Origin of the sequence: Phycicoccus sonneratiae (assembly GCF_016887965.1) — a bacterium.
In the GTDB taxonomy this organism is placed as follows: Bacteria; Actinomycetota; Actinomycetes; order Actinomycetales; family Dermatophilaceae; genus Phycicoccus; species Phycicoccus sonneratiae.
In genome coordinates, this window is the sequence record NZ_JAFDVD010000012.1 from 125492 (window position 1) to 140532 (window position 15041).

Here is a 15041-nt window from a genome sequence, read left to right on the forward strand (position 1 = left end):
GCCGCGATGGAGGGGGTGCCAGCGGCCCGAGGTGACGCGCCAGTCGATCGCGTCCCGGGTCAGCCCGGCATCGCGAGCCTGGCTCCGCGTGACCAGGCCGCACTGCGCAGCCGCCCAGACCCGGAGGGCACTCCCCGGGGCCGGCTGCCCTCGTTCGTCGAGCATCGTTCCTCCCCCGACAGGATGCCCGCCCCGCGAGACGGGCCCGAGCGGTCATCCACAGGCAGGCCGACGGGAGGGTTCACCGGGTCCCGACCCGGTGAACCCTCCCATCCGGCGGCCCGCGCTCGCGCGGGTCAGCGGCCGCGGGTCGGGAGGTGGGTCGGCAGCGACATCCGGGCGCCGCGGCGGGGCCGGTGGTGCCCACCGAGCTCGAGGAGCCGCTGCACCCGGTACCGGTGCCCCCGCCACGGCTCGAGCAGCGCCTCGAGGGCGTCGTCGTCCTGCGGGGTGCCCGTGAGCGCCCAGGTGATGTCCTTCGCGACGTGGTAGTCGCCGAAGCTCACCTCGTCGGGGAGCCCGAGCGCCCGCTGGGCCACCTCGGCCCAGGTCCACCGCCCGATGCCCGGCAGCGCCGTGAGCCGGGCCCGCGCGGCCTCCGGCGACATCCCCACGCACTCCTCGAGGCGCCCCGCGTACCGGACGACCGCCGACACGGTGCGCGAGCGCCCGGGGTCGACCCCCGCCTCGAGCCACTCCCACGAGGGCACGGCCGCCCAGTCCGCCGGAGTGGGCGGCACGGCGAGGTGCAGCTCCTCCCCCGGCCCGGGCGCCGGCTCGCCGAAGCGCCGCACGAGGCGCCGGTAGCCGGCGAACGCCTCCTTGCCGGTGACCTTCTGCTCGATGACCGACGCGACGAGGTTCTGCACGACCAGCCCCGAGCGCGGCACCCGCCAGCCCGGCCGGCGCCGCCACTCGTCCCGGACGAGCGGGTGGAGCGAGGGGTCGAAGCCCGAGGGGTCGTCACCCTCGCCGAGCAGCGCCGGCACCTGCTCGAGCATCCAGCCGGTGCCGGGACCCCACGCCTGCGCCGTGACCTCGTCGGCGACCCCGCCGGGTGCCGTGAGCCGCAGGGTGACCGGGCCGTCGGGGGTCCGCCAGGCGAACCACCAGCCGGCGTCGTCGCGCCGGCTGGTGGGGTCGCCGCCGCCGCGCCGGAAGGTCGAGAGCACGGCATCGAGCGGCACCGGGCGCGAGGCGCGGACGACCCGCTCGGCCCCGCCCCCGACCTCCATCAGCCGACGTGGCGCGGGGGCACCCGCAGCGCCGGTCCGGCGGGTGCGGCCGCGCCCTTGAACGCCGCCCAGACGTACGTGGGGACGAGCGGCAGGCCGGCGGCCAGCACCCGCCCGGGGACGCGGGCCGCCCACGCCGGGACGTTGTCGCCGGCCGAGAAGGCCGCGGGGTCGGCGAGCACCGGCAGCGTGTAGTCCCAGACGTCGTAGGCCGCGAAGAGGCGGCGCAGCCCGCGCGGCGTGTAGTAGTGCTCGTAGTACTCGGTGCCCTTGCCGGTGAGCCGCATGTACCGGTCGGCGGCGCGCTGGGGCAGCCACGACAGGAACGGCAGCCGGTGGTGTGGCTCGATGACCTGGAACCGGTGTCCGACACCGAGGTACAGCAACCCACCCGGTCGCAGCACCCGGTGGATGTCGGCGACGACGGCCTCGGGGTCGACGACGTGCTCGTAGATGTGGTTGAGGACGACGACGTCGACCGACTCGTCGCCGAACGGGAGGTCCTCGCCCCGGGCGAGCCGGAAGTCGACGCGCTCGCCGAACCGGGCACGCGCCTTCGCCAGGCCCGGCTCGTCGATGTCGACGCCGGTGGTGGCGGCCCCGGCCAGCGCCAGCTCGTCGGCGATGAAGCCCGCCGAGCAGCCGACGTCGACGGCCGTCAGGCCCTCGAGGCTCTCCACGCCCAGCGCGTGCCGCACGACGGCGATCAGCTTGGCCGCCTTCTGGCGGCGCGCCTGCTCGTCGAGCATCTTCGCCATCGACTCCGAGTAGGCGAGCTGCTCCTCGCGCTCCGGTCGCTCGCTCATCCTCCGGATCCTAGGAGGTGGTGCCGACGTCCCCACGTCCAGCCCGCGCCGGCGACGACGAGGTCGGCCACGATCGCGAGGAACCGGGCGACGACGACGACCGCCGTCGCGGCCGAGACGGGCATGAAGGTGACGAGCAGGAGGGCCAGGACGCCGTCGCGCACCCCCACGCCGGCCGGCACGAGCACGGACAGCTGCCCGACCGCCGACGCGAGCGCGAACCCGCAGACCACGCCGACGACGAGGTCGGCCGCGGTGACGTCGGTGGCGAGCGACAGGACGAGCACCGCGACCCCGATGCCGGCGAGGACCCACGCCGCCGCGAACCACAGGCAGGTGAGGACGATCGCCCGTCCGGACAGCGCGTGCTCGAGGGGCTCGCGGCGCAGGATGCGCAGCCCGAGCGCGAGCAGGGCGTTGAGCAGCCGCGGCCAGAGGAGCAGACCGCCGAGCAGGGCCGCCGCGACGAGCACCCACAGCGTGACCGGCGAGCCGCCGCGGGCCAGCAGCCGGGGCAGCGCGACGACGCCGAGCAGGCTGCCGACGAGGATGGCCAGGAGGATCGACAGCAGGCCGGTGACCGCCATCCGGCGCCGCGGCACCTCGAGCCGGGCCCCCATCTCGGCCTGGGCGAGGACGGTCCACACCGACCCGGGGACGTACTTGCCGAGCTGGCCGACGAAGAAGACGCTGGCCGCCGGTGCCATCGGCAGCCGGGTGCCGAGGTCGGCGAGCAGCACCCGCCAGCCGACGAGCGTGGCGACAGGTGCCGCCGTCGTGAGGACGAGCGCGGCGAGCACGGCCGGCCAGCTCATCCGGCCGAGCTCGCGCGAGACCTCGTCCCAGTTGCGCGCCAGGGCCCAGACGACGGCGACGAGCACGAGCGCGAGCAACCCGTAGCGCACGACGACGAGGATGCGGGAGCGGGTCATCGGTGAGCGTCCGTCACCGGCGGCGGAACGTGAGCCGGAGCACGGCGTAGGCCGGGGAGTCGGTGCCGCCGAACGCGATCCGCGCGTCGCGCATCCGCCCGAGGACGTCGCCGTCGACGTCGCCGACGAGGGTGAGCCCGAGGTCGTCGGCGCGGGCGAGGATGCCGCGCACGTCGGCGGGCCGCACCGCGAACTCGGGGTCGTCGTCGCCGATGGGCACGGTGAGGAGCAGCAGGCCTCCCGAGCGCAGGGCCCACGACGCCTGGCCGACGACGTGGTCGACGTCGGTGGCGGTGCAGCCGCCGGGGTGCAGGCGGGCGACGACGTCGAGGCTGGCGGTGTCGACGTCGAGGACCTCGATGGCGGCGCGCGGGCCGGTGAGCTCGAGCTCGACGGGGGCGAACCCGAGCGCCCGGGCCCAGCGCGAGAACGGGCTGGCACTGCCGGACTCGTCGACGACGACCGCCGCGCGGGCCCGGTCGTCGAGGACGCGGACGAGGGCGGCGACGGCCCCGAGCGCGGCCCACGCCGCGACGGGGTCCTTGGCGCGCGGCAGCCCGAGGGCACGGGCGACGTCGGTGGCCTCGACGGCCTCGGCGTCGACGGTGAGCAGGTCGGTGGCGCGCACGCCCTCGGGGAGGTCGGCGGGGCCGAGGTCGAGGACGGGTCCGCGCCGCGCGCGCCACACGGCCGCCATCGTGCGCACGCGGGCGACGGGGTTGAGCGGCACGACGGGGACGGGCGGGTCGTCGTCGAGCACCGCCGAGGGCTCGGCGGCGAGCGCCTCGATCGCGCCGACGTAGTTCGCCCAGGGTCCGGTGAGGTCGGGCTCGCGGACCGCGGTGGCGAGCGCCCGGACCGTGGCGGGGTCGGTGAGGCGGCGCAGCGCCTCGACGAGCGCTGCCCTGTCGGACGGGGGCACGAGCAGCCCGTCGACGCCGTCGCGCACCTGGACGGGGAAGGTGCCGACCGCCGTGGCCAGCACCGGCACGCCGTGGCGCCGGGCGAGGAGGACGTTCTGCGAGGCCGTCGCCGACCGGTACGGCAGCGCGACGACGTCGTGACGGGCCATCAGTCCGGCGATGCGGTCGGCGGGCACGTAGCCGCCGTGCACCTCGACCCGGTCGCGCAGCCGCGGGTCGGCGGCGAGCTCGCGGACGCGGCGGCCGGCATCGCCCCACAGCTCGCCCGCGACGGTGAGGGTGGGACCCTCGACCTCGCGCAGCGCCTCGAGGAGCAGGTCGACGCCCTTGTAGTCGCGGACGATGCCGAGGCTGAGCAGGCGCACGGGGCCGTCGTGGTCGGGCCGCGGCTCCGGGTCCCCGCCGGGCAGGTGCGGGGGCAGGTCGACCTCGCGGACCCGGCGGGCGCCGAGGTCGGCGGCGACCCGCGCCTGCTCGTCGGAGTGGACGACGACGGCGTCGGCGCGGCGGAGAAGGGCGGCGACGAGCTGCCGGTCGCCGGGGTTGGTCTCGTGCGGGAGGACGTTGTGGGCGACGACGACCGCGCGCGGGCCCCGGCCTCCCCCACCGGCACCCGCGGCCCGGAGCAGGGCGAGGTGGGCGGGCACGACGGCCGGGACGACGTGGACGAGCACGACGACGTCGACGTCGCGCAGCCGCCGGCCGGCGCGCAGCCAGGTGTCGGGGCGGGCCCACGACAGGACCCGCAGGGTGCGCGGGAACGGGTCGACGTCCGGGGCGCCGCCGGGGACGGCCTGCTCGCCCGGGTAGAGGAACGACGGGTAGAGGTGGCTCCACGACACGAGGGTGACGTCGTGGCCGGCGTCGGCGAGCTCGTGGGCGAGGGTCGTCGTGTGCGCCGCGACCCCTCCCTTGAACGGGTGCGTCGGGCCGACGAGTGCGACGCGCAGGGCGGCGCCCGATGCCGCGGAGGCGTCCTCGCCCGTCCCCCCGTCGACACCGGTCACGGTGTCAGACACCGTCCCTGGACCGGACGACGAGGTCGGACAGGAGGGCCAGCGACCCGATCATGATGCCGCTGACGACGAGGAGGACGGTGCTCGCCGGGAAGTAGAACGGGTGGCGCACCATGTCGACGACGGCCTTGACGACCCCGATGACGACGAGCCAGAGCGCCGGCGGCATGAGCACCTTGAGCGGGTCGAAGTACATGACCATCCGCAGCACCTGGAGGATGTAGCGGTAGGCGTCGTTGACGAAGTGGAACTTGCTGACCCCGGCGCGCTTGGCGTAGCTCGTCTCGACGTACCTGATGTCGTGCTGGTTCGACAGGAACGCGATGGTGATCGTCGTGACGCACGAGAAGCCGGCCGGCAGCAGCCGGAGGTAGGGCAGCGAGACGTCGCGGCGGAACGCGCGCAGGCCCGAGTTGAGGTCGGGGATGCGGGTCTTGGTCAGCCACTCGGCGATCTTGCGGATGAGCCACTTGGCCGGCACCCGGGCCCACTTGTGCGTGCCCTCCTCGGTGGTGCGGGCGCCGACGACCTGGTCGTACGTGGGGTCGTCGCGCAGGATCCGGACGAGGTCGGGGATCTTCTCGTTCTCGTAGGTCATGTCGGCGTCGGTCCAGACGACGATCTCGCCGCGGGCCTGCTGGGTGCCGATGCGCCGGGCGGTGCCGGAGCCGCCGTTGCGGCGGAAGGGCAGCACGCGCAGGTGGGGGTAGCGCTGCTGGGCGGAGCGCAGGACCTCGAGGGTGTCGTCGGTGCTCGCGTCGTCGATGCAGAGGATCTCGTAGGTGAAGTCCGCGGCCTCGAGGACGCGGGAGCAGCGGTCGAGCTCCTGGAGGACGTGCGCGCCCTCGTTGTAGCAGGGCAGGACGAGCGTGACGTAGGGGGCGGGCCCGGGGCCGTCCGGGCCGTCCTCGATGACGTGGCCGCCGGCCGCGCGGGGGCGCACGGTGCCCGCGGTGCCCGCGGTGGACGGGTCGGTGCTGCGCCCGGCCAGCTCGCCGGTGCGGACGTCGATCTGCTCGGTGGGTGCCGCGTGGACGGCGTCGTGGTCGGCGTGGGCGGCCGCGGCCTCGGGGTGCTCGTTCATCGCCCGCGAGCCTACCGGCGGGGCGACGGGTCACCGCACCGGCGGGCGCCCAGCACCCGGAGGGACACCGTGTGCCTCCAGCCCTCCATGCCGCTCGCAAGGGATCCCGTGCGCCCCGCAAGGGATCCCTTGCCAAGCGCAAGGGTTCCCTGACGTCCGGCAAGGGATCCCTTGCGCTCGGCAAGGATCTCCGGAGCGCACACCGTCACCTCGGCCTCGCCTGGGTCCTCTCGGCCTCACCCCCGCGCGCGCCACGTCGGGCCGCTCGCCCCGCGCCGACTCACGCCCCGTCGATGAGCCGCGCCACCGCCTTCTCGATGGCCGCCTGCCGCTTGGCGTCCTCCCGGTACCGCTTCGCCAGCGTGCCGGCGATCGTCACGCCGTCCTCGTACTGGTCGATGACCCGCGGGTCGATGTAGGACTTGCGCGCGATCGTCGGGGTGTTGCCGAGGTAGGCCGACACCTCCTCGACCGCCGCCTTGACCGCCCGCTTCCGCGAGGCGACCGTGTCACCCTTCTCCGGCGACTCGGCGAGCGCCACCGCCGCCAGCACCGTCGCGTGCCACGTCCGGAAGTCCTTGGCCGTGAGGTCCTCGGCGACCATCTGCGAGATGTACTCGTTGACCGCCGACGCCTGCAGGTCGGCCCACTTCGCCTCGCCGCGGTAGGCGAGCAGCCGTTTCGACCCACCCCGCCGGCGCCGCATGTAGTTCAGCGAGTCGATGACCTGCGGATCGCTCACCGAGATCGAGTGCTCGATGCCGGACTTGCCGACGAAGGAGAAGACGAGGTCGGTGCCCTGCCGCCGGACGTGCCGCCGCTCGAGCGTCGTCAGCCCGAACGACCCGTTGGCGTCGGTGTAGGCGTCCGACCCGATCCGGAAGTACCCGAGGTCGAGCAGCCGGGTGGCCGTCGCCGCCGCGCGGGCCAGCGGCATCCCCTCCCCCGCGAGGTCCTCGATGATGCGCTCGCGCGCCTTGGCCAGCCGGGTGCCGGCGGCCTTGACGCGGTCGAACTTCAGCTCGTCGCGGGCGGTGCGCCAGTCCGGGTGGTAGAGGTACTGGCGCCGGCCCGCGGCATCGGTGCCGATGGCCTGGATGTGACCGTTGGGGTGTGGGCAGATCCACACGTCCTGCCACGCGGGCGGGATGGCGAGCGAGCGGATCCGCTCGACCTCCTCCTTCGGGAGCGCGTCCCCCCCGGCGTCGCGGTACGAGAAACCCTTCCCGGCCCGCTTCCGCGTCCACCCCGCCGACCGCGGGGACACCCGCCGCAACCTCGCCATGCCCGGACCCTACCCACGACCGGACGGGGCCAAGCCCGCAGGTCAGCACAGGTTCGACGGCGCGGGTCCGACGGCGCGGTTTGGGCGGCGGACCCGCCGTGTGGGACCGTGACCCCCATGCCCGGCCTCTCGACCGACGCCGTCGCCGACCTCCTGCGCGAGGTCGCCGCCGAGGTCATCACCCCCCGGTTCCGCTCGCTCTCCGAGGGCGAGGTCATGGAGAAGAACCCCGGCGACCTCGTCACCGTCGCCGACCGCGAGGCCGAGGTCGTCATCACCCGGCGCCTCACCGAGGCCTACCCGGACGCCGTCGTCCTCGGCGAGGAGGCCTTCGCCGGCGACCACGCCCTGATGGACCGCTACCTCGCGGCCGACCACGCCTTCACGGTCGACCCCGTGGACGGCACGAAGAACTTCGTCCACGGCTCCCCCGACCACGCGGTGATGGTCGCCGAGGTGGTCCGCGGCGAGACGGTCCGCGCGTGGGTCCACCAGCCCGAGCACGGCCGGACCTGGGTGGCGGAGAGGGGATCCGGCACGTTCCGCGACGGAGAGCGGATGCGCACCACCCCCGTCCCCGACGACCGCGCACCGCAGGGCGTCACCTCGATGTGGTCCCTGCGCGACCAGTCCCTCGGCGACCTGCCCGCGATGCGCCTCTCGTGGGTCTGCTGCGGCGTCGACTACCCGAAGCTCGTCGAGGGCGCCACCGACTACATCGTCTACTCGCGCTCCAACCCCTGGGACCACGCGCCCGGCACGCTGCTCGTCACCGAGGCCGGCGGCGCCGTCGTGCACCCCGACGGCTCGCCCTACGGCCCGCGGTCGACCCGGCCCGGGCTCGTGGTCGCCGTCGACGCCCACACCTGCCGCGCGGTGCAACGGCGCGCGGCCGACCAGTTCAGCCGGGCCTGAGCGCGACTCAGCCGGCCGGCACCTCGGCCACCGACACCCGCACCCCACCCCGGTCGGTCTTCCGGGGCGGACGGTCGAGCGCGTGCTCCTCCTCGGGGAACCGGATGTCGACGACCGATCGCGGCGCCAGCCCCAACCCCTCGATCGCCTCGGGCCCGTCGGCGGCGAGCACGACGAGCCGGCGTCCCGACGCGGACGCCCCGCGCGCCATCTCGGCGACGACGTCGGCCAGCCGTGCCGGGTCCTGGCGCACCGGCGTCGTCGCGACGAGGTAGGGCACGCCGCACATCCCGCGCACGGTCTGCGGCCACTCCGAGGACGCGCGGCTGTCGATGCCGAGCACGACGTCGTCGGGGCGCAGCACCCCGCACACGTCGTCGACGGCGGCCAGCGACCCGCGCTCGACCCCGACACCGCGGAACGGCCACGTCGCCAGCACCGCGGGCACCCCCACGGCCAGAACCGTCAGCACGGCGACCACCGGTGTGCCCCAACGCTTCCCGGAGGACGACAACCGACGCGCCGACCACGCCGCCGCCACCACGACGAGGAGGACGACGAACGGCAGCGCGACGAGCAGCCGCCGGTCGGCCCACGGGTGGTCGGGCGTGATGCCCGGGCGCAGCAGCGTGAGCACGGTGGACGCGGCCGCGACGAACAGCGCCGGAGCCCACGGTTCGAGGCGCCCACCACCGAGCCCGGCCAGCGCCCGACGCAGCAGCAGCGCCAGCGCGACGAGGGCCACGACGAGCGCCACCCACCCGACGTACCAGGACAGCCAGTCGACGGTGTGCTCGGCGTAGGTGCGTCCGCCGTCAACGGGCAGGCCCTGCCGGCGCTGCATCCCCGCGACGTAGCGCGACCCCGGGTCGTCCGGGTCCTGGCGCACGGTCATCCACCACGGCCGGCTCCACAGGACGAGCCCGGTGAGGACGACCAGCCCGGCCAGCACGTCCGGGGCCCGCCGGACGACCGGACCCGGCAGCCGCCGCCCCCGCCGCCACAGCCACAGGCCCCCGAGCGAGCCCGCGAGCACGACGACCGCGATGGCCACGAGCGGCAGCAGGCTCGCGTGGATGTCCCCGAGGTACCGGTACGAGAGCCCGACCGCGAGGGCCCACGCCACCACTGTCGAGCCCGCGATCCCGAGGACCGCCGGACGCACCCAGCGTCGCCCCAGCGCCGCGCCGACCGCGAGGAACGGCACGAGGAGCAGCACCTCGCGCAGCGCGTCGACCCGCGCGAGGGCCGTGCCCCCGACGAGCACCCCACCGAGCAGCGCGAGCCGCCGGGTGGCCGGGTCGTCGTCCTCGCCCCCCACCGCGAGGGTGAGCGCCAGCAGCCCGCCGAGGAGCGTGAGCAGCGCGAGCTGCTCGGAGTAGGTGCCGCGGGCGACGTTGAGCACCGGGAAGAGCACCGCCGTGAGCCCGGCGGCGGCCACCCCCCACCACGACCCCGCGAGGTGCGCGCCGAGCAGCCCGACGAGGAGCACCCCGAGGGCCATGACGACCGCCGGCAGGAGCTGGGCGAGCGACGGCCCGCCGGCCCACACCCCGAAGCCGTAGACGACCGCCGGCGCCATGAGGAACTGCGGCTGCACGGCCGGCTCGTCCACCGACCCCACCTGGTAGAACGCCGCGCTGGCCAGCGTCACGTCACCGCGCGCCAAGGCCGCCCCCGCCCCGAGCGCCGCGACGTCGACCGGCACCACCCGCTCGTGCGTGCGCGCCAGGCTCACCGCCGCCTGGAGGTTGCTCGCGGCGTCCCGCCGGGGCAGCACGTGCTCGGAGTGGGTGACCCCCGCGTACACGGCGAACCCGACGACCAGCGCGACGAGCGCCGCCCCGGCCGCCGGCCCGAGACGCACCCCCGGGACCCCCCGCACGAGCACGGCCGCCCCCGCCGCGACGAGCACCGCCACCGGCCAGGCCACCCACGGCGACCACCAGCCGAGCGCCGCCAGCACCCCGCCGACGGTCGTGACGCCGACGACCCACAGGCCCGCGGCGAGGGCCGAGGCCGTGACGGCCCGGCCGGTCACGACCCGAGGCCGGCGATGTGCTCGATGATGCCCGTCGTCGAGACCGAGGGGGTGCGCGGCAGGTAGACGACCTCGCACACGTCGGAGACCCAGTCGAACTTGCCGGCCCAGTCGTCGCCCATGACGAGGACGTCGGCGCCGTGCCCGACGACGTAGTCGCGCTTGGCCTCGAGCGACTCCTCGACGAACACCTCGTCGACGACGCGCAGGGCCCGGACGATCTCCATCCGCTCGTCCTGCGTGTACACCGGCGGACGGCCCTTCTTGCTGACGTTGAGGGCGTCGGCGGAGACACCGACGACGAGCCGGTCGCCGAGCGCGGCGGCGCGCTCGAGCACGCGGACGTGTCCGACGTGGAAGACGTCGAAGGTCCCGAACGTGATGACGGTGCGCCCACTCATGGTCAGCGAGCCTAGTCGGTGGCCGCGTTGCTACCGTGCGGGCGATGGCCCCCTCCGCCCGCACCCCCGCCGCCCTGCTCGCCGACCTCGTCGCGGCCGACCCGGGCCGCCCGCGGGTCACCGTCTACGACGACACCGACGGCCCGACCCGGGGCGAGCGCGTCGAGCTGTCGGCCCGGGTGCTCGCCAACTGGGTCGCCAAGGCCGGCAACCTCCTCCAGGACGAGCTCGACGCCGGGCCGGGCACCGTCGTGCGGCTCGCGCTGCCGCCGCACTGGCGCACCCTCTACTGGGCGCTCGCGGCGTGGTCGGTCGGCGCCTGTGTCGAGGTGGCCGGGCCGGACGAGGACGGCAGCGGCGCCGACGTCGTCGTCACCGACGACCCCGCGCGCGGGGCCGGCGCGGGCGACCTCGTCGTCGTCACGCTCGCGGCGCTGGCCCGTCAGGCCGCGGTCGAGGTGCCCGCCGGAGCGGTCGACGAGGCCCGCCAGCTGGCCACCCACGGCGACGTGCTCGTCGCCCACGAGGAGCCGGACGCGGACGACGTCGCCCTGCGCACCGGCAGCACGCGGCTCACCTTCGCCGGGGTCGTCCCGACGGACGCCACGGGCGGCCGGGTGCACACGCAGACCACGGACCCCGCCGGGCTGCTGCGCACCGCGCTCGCCGCCTGGGCGGGCGACGGGTCGGTCGTGCTCACCCGGGGCACGCCGCAGCCGGACGCCCTCGCCGCGAGGCTCGCGAGCGAGGGCGTCACCGCCACGGCCTGAGCCGCCGCGGTCAGCGGGAGCGGGCCTCCACGGCCTTCCACGTGAGGGTCGCGACGACGCCGGTCTGCGCGAGGTGCGAGGCCTTCTGGGCCGCCTTGACCGCGGCCTCGGTCGCGGGGCCGTAGGAGCCGTCGGCGGTGATGCGCAGGGCCTTCTGGAGGGCGACGACTCCGGCTCCGTGCGAGCCGCGCCGCAGGACGGTGTTCCAGTACGGCAGCAGCGGGTGGGCGCTGCGCTCGACCGCGTCCCACGTCGCCCGGTCGACGACACCGGTCGCCTTGAGGCCGGCCGCGCGCTGGAACGAGACGACGCGGGCCTGGGTCGCCGAGGAGTACCGGCCGTCGACCGCGAGCCCGCCGAGGGCCTGCTGGAGCACCTTCACCGCGCTGCCGGTGGAGCCGGTGCGCAGCGTCGTGCCCTTGACGGGCGTGAACTCGGTCGCCGTGACGGCGGACGAGGAGGCGGGGGCGGCCGTGGCCGGCGCCACGGTCTTCGCCGCGGACGAGCCGCCCGCGAGGACCTTCCAGTCCTTGGCGTCGATCACCCCGTCGACCGCCAGACCCTTCGACTTCTGCCAGGTCTTGACCCGGGCGAGGGTCTTCGGGCCGAACGACCCGTCGACGACGAGCCCGCCGACCGCCTTCTGGAGGGCCTTGACCGCCTCGCCCCGGCTGTGCAGCCGCAGGACGACGCCGGAGTACTTGGCGAGCGGGCTGGTGGTCGTGCTCGAGCCCGAGGCCTTCTTGCCCATGAGCGCGTTCCAGACCCGGCTGTCGACGACGCCGTTCTGGGTCAGGCCCTTGGACTTCTGGTACGCCTTGACCCGCGCCTCGGTGGCCGGCCCGAACGACCCGTCGACCGCGAGCTTGCCGATCGCCTTCTGCAGGGCCTTGACGGCCTCGCCGCGCGAGCCGCGGCGCAGCACGGTGCCGGCGTACTTGGCGAGCGAGGACGAGGTCGAGGAGCCCGACCCGGCCGGCCCGGTCGTCCCCGGTGCCGCGATGAGCGCGTTCCAGACGCGGCTGTCGACGATGCCGTTCTCGGAGAGGCCCTTGGACTTCTGGTACGCCTTGACCCGCGCCTCGGTGGCCGGCCCGAACGAGCCGTCGACCGCGAGGCCGCCGATCGTCTTCTGGAGCACCTCGACGGGCTTGCCGCGCGAGCCGCGCCGCAGCGTGACCTTGACGTAGTCCTTGGGGTCGTTCGACATCTGCTGCGGCGTGCTCGGCGGGCCGGTGAGGTAGGTCGTCACGGCCGTGCCGGTCCACCACGAGGTGCGCTTGACCGCGCCGTCCCAGGTGAACGAGATGTGGATGTGGTCGGTGTGCGGCGAGGAGCCGGTGTACTTCGTCCAGCCGCGCTCGGGCGCCCACGCCTTCCACTGCTGCCGGTTCCAGATGAGGTAGTTGACGCCGAGCCGGCGGGCCATCGCGCCGGGACGGCCCTGGGCGTCGGGGGCGGCCAGCCAGCGGGTGATGGCGTTGCCGAGGGCGAGGTCGGAGGCCTTGTTCGCGTTGAGCATCCAGTCCAGCGCCCGGCCCTCCCCGTGCTCCTGGTCGCACTTGCGGAGGACGCCCCAGACGTGCTTGCCGTAGGTGGCGTCGAGGAGCTTGGCGAACGCCACCGGGCCGACCTGGTTCTCGGTGAGGCAGAGCGTGCCCGGCTGGTACGGCGGTGCGACGTCGAGCGCGCTCGGCAGGGTCCGGTCCGGCTTCGGCAGCGGGATGGTGGCCGCCTCGGCCGTGCCCCCCGCGAGGGGGAGGACGATGACGGACGCCGAGAGCGCACCGAGGGTGCGCACGGGGACCCGTCGCAGCGGCGACGGGTCGGGGCTGGGCAGGGTCACGCAGGGCTCCTCCGACGAGCGGGCGCGCCCGGGGCAGGGGGCCGGGCGCACCCGGAATCCGTCGTCACAGACGTCACATCCGTCACCACTGGATCACCGGGCACACCTGTTCTCTCATCGAGCGTGGCGCCTGCGCAACCGTTTCCGTCGAATTACACACGTGTACTTGTGCGGGTCGGACCGTTCGGACGATGCCGCAGGTCAGCGGCCCGCGGGCGACCCCGGAGCCGCCCCGGGTGTCGCCCCGACCCGCTCCCCCGGCGCCCCTGTGTGGCCGGCACCCGTCGCCGGGGCCCGGTGGCCCCGCGCTAGGGTGCCGAGCATGGACAAGGTCGTCACCACGCCAGCCGAGGCCGTGGCCGGGATCTCCGACGGGGCCACCCTCGCCGTCGGTGGGTTCGGGCTCTGCGGCATCCCCTCGGTCCTCATCGCCGAGCTCCACCGGGCCGGCACGACGGACCTCGAGGTCGTCTCCAACAACTGCGGGGTCGACGAGTGGGGGCTCGGCATCCTCCTGGCGAGCAAGCAGATCCGCCGGATGGTCTCCTCCTACGTCGGGGAGAACAAGGAGTTCGCCCGCCAGTACCTCGAGGGCGAGCTCGAGGTCGAGCTGACGCCGCAGGGCACGCTCGCCGAGCGGCTGCGGGCCGGCGGCGCCGGCATCCCCGCGTTCTTCACCCCGACCGGCGTCGGGTCCCAGGTCGCCGACGGCGGCCTGCCGTGGAAGTACGACGGCTCCGGCGGGGTCGAGAAGGCCTCCCCCGCCAAGGAGGTCCGCGTCTTCGCCGGCGCCGACGGCACCGAGCGCGAGTACGTCCTCGAGCACGCCATCGTCGCCGACTTCGGCCTCGTGCGCGCCTGGAAGGGCGACCGCCACGGCAACCTCGTCTTCAACAAGTCCTCCCGCAACTTCAACCCGCTGTGCGCGATGTCCGGCCGGGTCACCGTCGCCGAGGTCGAGGAGCTCGTCGAGCCCGGCGAGCTCGACCCCGACGAGGTGCACCTGCCCGGCATCTACGTCCAGCGCGTCCTGCCGCTCACCCCAGAGCAGGCCGCCGACAAGCACATCGAGAAGCGCACCGTCCGCGCGACCCAGGAGGCCTGAGCATGCCGCTGACCCGTGAGCAGATGGCCGCCCGTGCCGCCGCCGAGCTCGAGGACGGCGCCTACGTCAACCTCGGCATCGGCCTGCCGACCCTCGTGCCGAACTACGTGCCCGACGACGTCGAGATCGTCCTGCAGTCCGAGAACGGCATCCTCGGCGTGGGCGCCTACCCCACCGAGGACGCCGTCGACCCCGACCTCATCAACGCCGGCAAGGAGACCGTCACGGTCCGCCGCGGCGCCTCCTACTTCGACTCCGCCCTGTCCTTCGGGATGATCCGCGGCGGCAAGGTCGACGCCGCCATCCTCGGTGCCATGCAGGTCAGCGCCACCGGCGACATCGCGAACTGGATGATCCCCGGCAAGATGGTCAAGGGGATGGGCGGCGCGATGGACCTCGTCCACGGCGCCAAGAAGGTCGTCGTCCTCATGGAGCACGTCGCCAAGGACGGCTCGCACAAGATCGTCGCCGAGTGCAGCCTGCCGCTCACCGGCAAGCAGGTCGTCCAGCGGATCATCACCGACCTCGCCGTCATCGACGTCACCGACGACGGCCTCGTCCTGCGCGAGCTCGCGCCCGACGTCACCGAGGAGCAGGTCCGCGAGGCCACCGGCGCCCCGCTGGCCGTCGACCTCGCCTGAGGTCGACGGCCCGGCGGGTCCGGGGCAGGACGACCCCCGGG

General features: G+C 74.9%; 13 protein-coding genes and 1 pseudogene. 4 read left to right on the top strand and 10 right to left on the bottom strand.

The window, feature by feature from the left end; translation table 11 throughout:
• Nucleotides 1-3: 3 nt before the first annotated feature.
• The 7 genes and pseudogenes from JQN70_RS21160 to JQN70_RS11270 form a co-directional block, all read right to left on the bottom strand.
• Nucleotides 4-165, bottom strand: a pseudogene (locus JQN70_RS21160) (type IV toxin-antitoxin system AbiEi family antitoxin domain-containing protein); the annotation flags it as partial.
• Between the two features lie 131 nt (nt 166-296).
• Nucleotides 297-1235 (bottom strand): DNA-3-methyladenine glycosylase family protein, encoded by a 939-nt coding sequence (locus JQN70_RS11245; protein ID WP_204131431.1) that lies wholly within the window; start codon nt 1233-1235, stop codon nt 297-299.
• Nucleotides 1235-2041: a class I SAM-dependent methyltransferase gene (locus tag JQN70_RS11250; RefSeq protein WP_204131432.1), complete on the bottom strand. Its 807-nt coding sequence runs from the start codon at nt 2039-2041 to the stop codon at nt 1235-1237. Before JQN70_RS11250 ends, JQN70_RS11245 begins: the two co-directional genes overlap by 1 nt.
• The gene (locus JQN70_RS11255; protein WP_204131433.1) at nt 2038-2973 is read right to left on the bottom strand and encodes a lysylphosphatidylglycerol synthase domain-containing protein; all 936 of its coding nucleotides are present in this window, start codon (nt 2971-2973) and stop codon (nt 2038-2040) included. Before JQN70_RS11255 ends, JQN70_RS11250 begins: the two co-directional genes overlap by 4 nt.
• A 13-nt stretch (nt 2974-2986) precedes the next feature.
• Nucleotides 2987-4915: a glycosyltransferase gene (locus JQN70_RS11260; RefSeq protein WP_307835934.1), complete on the bottom strand. Its 1929-nt coding sequence runs from the start codon at nt 4913-4915 to the stop codon at nt 2987-2989.
• On the bottom strand, nt 4908-5996 hold the full coding sequence (locus JQN70_RS11265; RefSeq protein ID WP_204131434.1) for a glycosyltransferase family 2 protein: 1089 nt from the start codon (nt 5994-5996) through the stop codon (nt 4908-4910). The genes JQN70_RS11260 and JQN70_RS11265 overlap by 8 nt, the downstream gene beginning before the upstream one ends.
• Nucleotides 5997-6276: 280 nt before the next feature.
• Complete coding sequence (locus JQN70_RS11270; protein WP_204131435.1) at nt 6277-7281, bottom strand: DNA topoisomerase IB; 1005 nt, start codon at nt 7279-7281, stop codon at nt 6277-6279.
• Between the two features lie 117 nt (nt 7282-7398).
• Between JQN70_RS11270 and JQN70_RS11275 the strand changes: the two genes are divergently transcribed.
• A complete protein-coding gene (locus JQN70_RS11275; protein ID WP_204131436.1) occupies nt 7399-8196 on the top strand; it encodes an inositol monophosphatase family protein in 798 nt (265 codons plus the stop codon).
• Nucleotides 8197-8203: 7 nt separating this feature from the next.
• On the opposite strand, the gene JQN70_RS11280 is transcribed toward JQN70_RS11275, so the two are convergent.
• Together JQN70_RS11280 and JQN70_RS11285 are read right to left on the bottom strand one after the other, a co-directional pair.
• Nucleotides 8204-10237 carry a hypothetical protein gene (locus JQN70_RS11280; RefSeq protein ID WP_204131437.1) on the bottom strand — a complete coding sequence of 678 codons (2034 nt, stop codon included), beginning with the start codon at nt 10235-10237 and terminating at the stop codon, nt 8204-8206.
• Entirely contained in the window at nt 10234-10638 is a 405-nt protein-coding gene (locus JQN70_RS11285; RefSeq protein ID WP_204131438.1) for an FAD synthase family protein, read from the bottom strand. Before JQN70_RS11285 ends, JQN70_RS11280 begins: the two co-directional genes overlap by 4 nt.
• 44 nt (nt 10639-10682) lie before the next feature.
• Between JQN70_RS11285 and JQN70_RS11290 the strand changes: the two genes are divergently transcribed.
• The gene (locus JQN70_RS11290) at nt 10683-11408 is read left to right on the top strand and encodes a TIGR03089 family protein (protein WP_204131439.1); all 726 of its coding nucleotides are present in this window, start codon (nt 10683-10685) and stop codon (nt 11406-11408) included.
• 10 nt (nt 11409-11418) lie between these two features.
• On the opposite strand, the gene JQN70_RS11295 is transcribed toward JQN70_RS11290, so the two are convergent.
• Entirely contained in the window at nt 11419-13254 is a 1836-nt protein-coding gene (locus JQN70_RS11295) for a peptidoglycan-binding domain-containing protein (protein WP_204131440.1), read from the bottom strand.
• A 322-nt stretch (nt 13255-13576) separates the two neighbouring features.
• On the opposite strand from JQN70_RS11295, the gene JQN70_RS11300 reads away from it, so the two are divergent.
• Both JQN70_RS11300 and JQN70_RS20080 read left to right on the top strand, forming a co-directional pair.
• Nucleotides 13577-14359, top strand: coding sequence for a CoA transferase subunit A (locus JQN70_RS11300; RefSeq protein ID WP_204131441.1), 783 nt, complete (start codon nt 13577-13579; stop codon nt 14357-14359).
• 2 nt (nt 14360-14361) lie between these two features.
• Nucleotides 14362-15000 carry a CoA transferase subunit B gene (locus JQN70_RS20080; protein ID WP_239111488.1) on the top strand — a complete coding sequence of 213 codons (639 nt, stop codon included), beginning with the start codon at nt 14362-14364 and terminating at the stop codon, nt 14998-15000.
• Nucleotides 15001-15041: the final 41 nt, after the last annotated feature.